The 243-nt window shown below is 44.0% G+C and carries 1 protein-coding gene; it reads left to right on the top strand.

Annotated elements, in window-relative coordinates:
- Positions 1-243, top strand: a 243-nt coding sequence (locus tag AAEY83_RS17885) for a PDZ domain-containing protein (RefSeq protein ID WP_351061370.1), incomplete at both ends; no start/stop codon positions are given.

Here is a 243-nt window from a genome sequence, read left to right as displayed (position 1 = left end):
GTGTTACAGCGACCGGTGAAGAACTCCATCCTGCATTCCAAGGCGCTGAGCTCGAAAACGTGCAAAAAAATAGCAATAAAGGTGTTGAGGTTACGTCTGTAGACCCTCGCTCACCTTCTGCCCGTGTTGGCCTTGAAGAAGGTGATATTATTATGCAAGTGAATCGCCAACGAGTAGAAACTATTCGTGATATGAATAAGATTATCGAAAACACCAAAGGTAATATCGTACTTGGCGTACAAC

The organism is Psychrobacter sp. TB20-MNA-CIBAN-0197, from assembly GCF_040309765.1.
Lineage (GTDB): Bacteria > Pseudomonadota > Gammaproteobacteria > Pseudomonadales > Moraxellaceae > Psychrobacter > Psychrobacter submarinus.
This window is presented reverse-complemented; position numbering and strand designations above follow the sequence as displayed.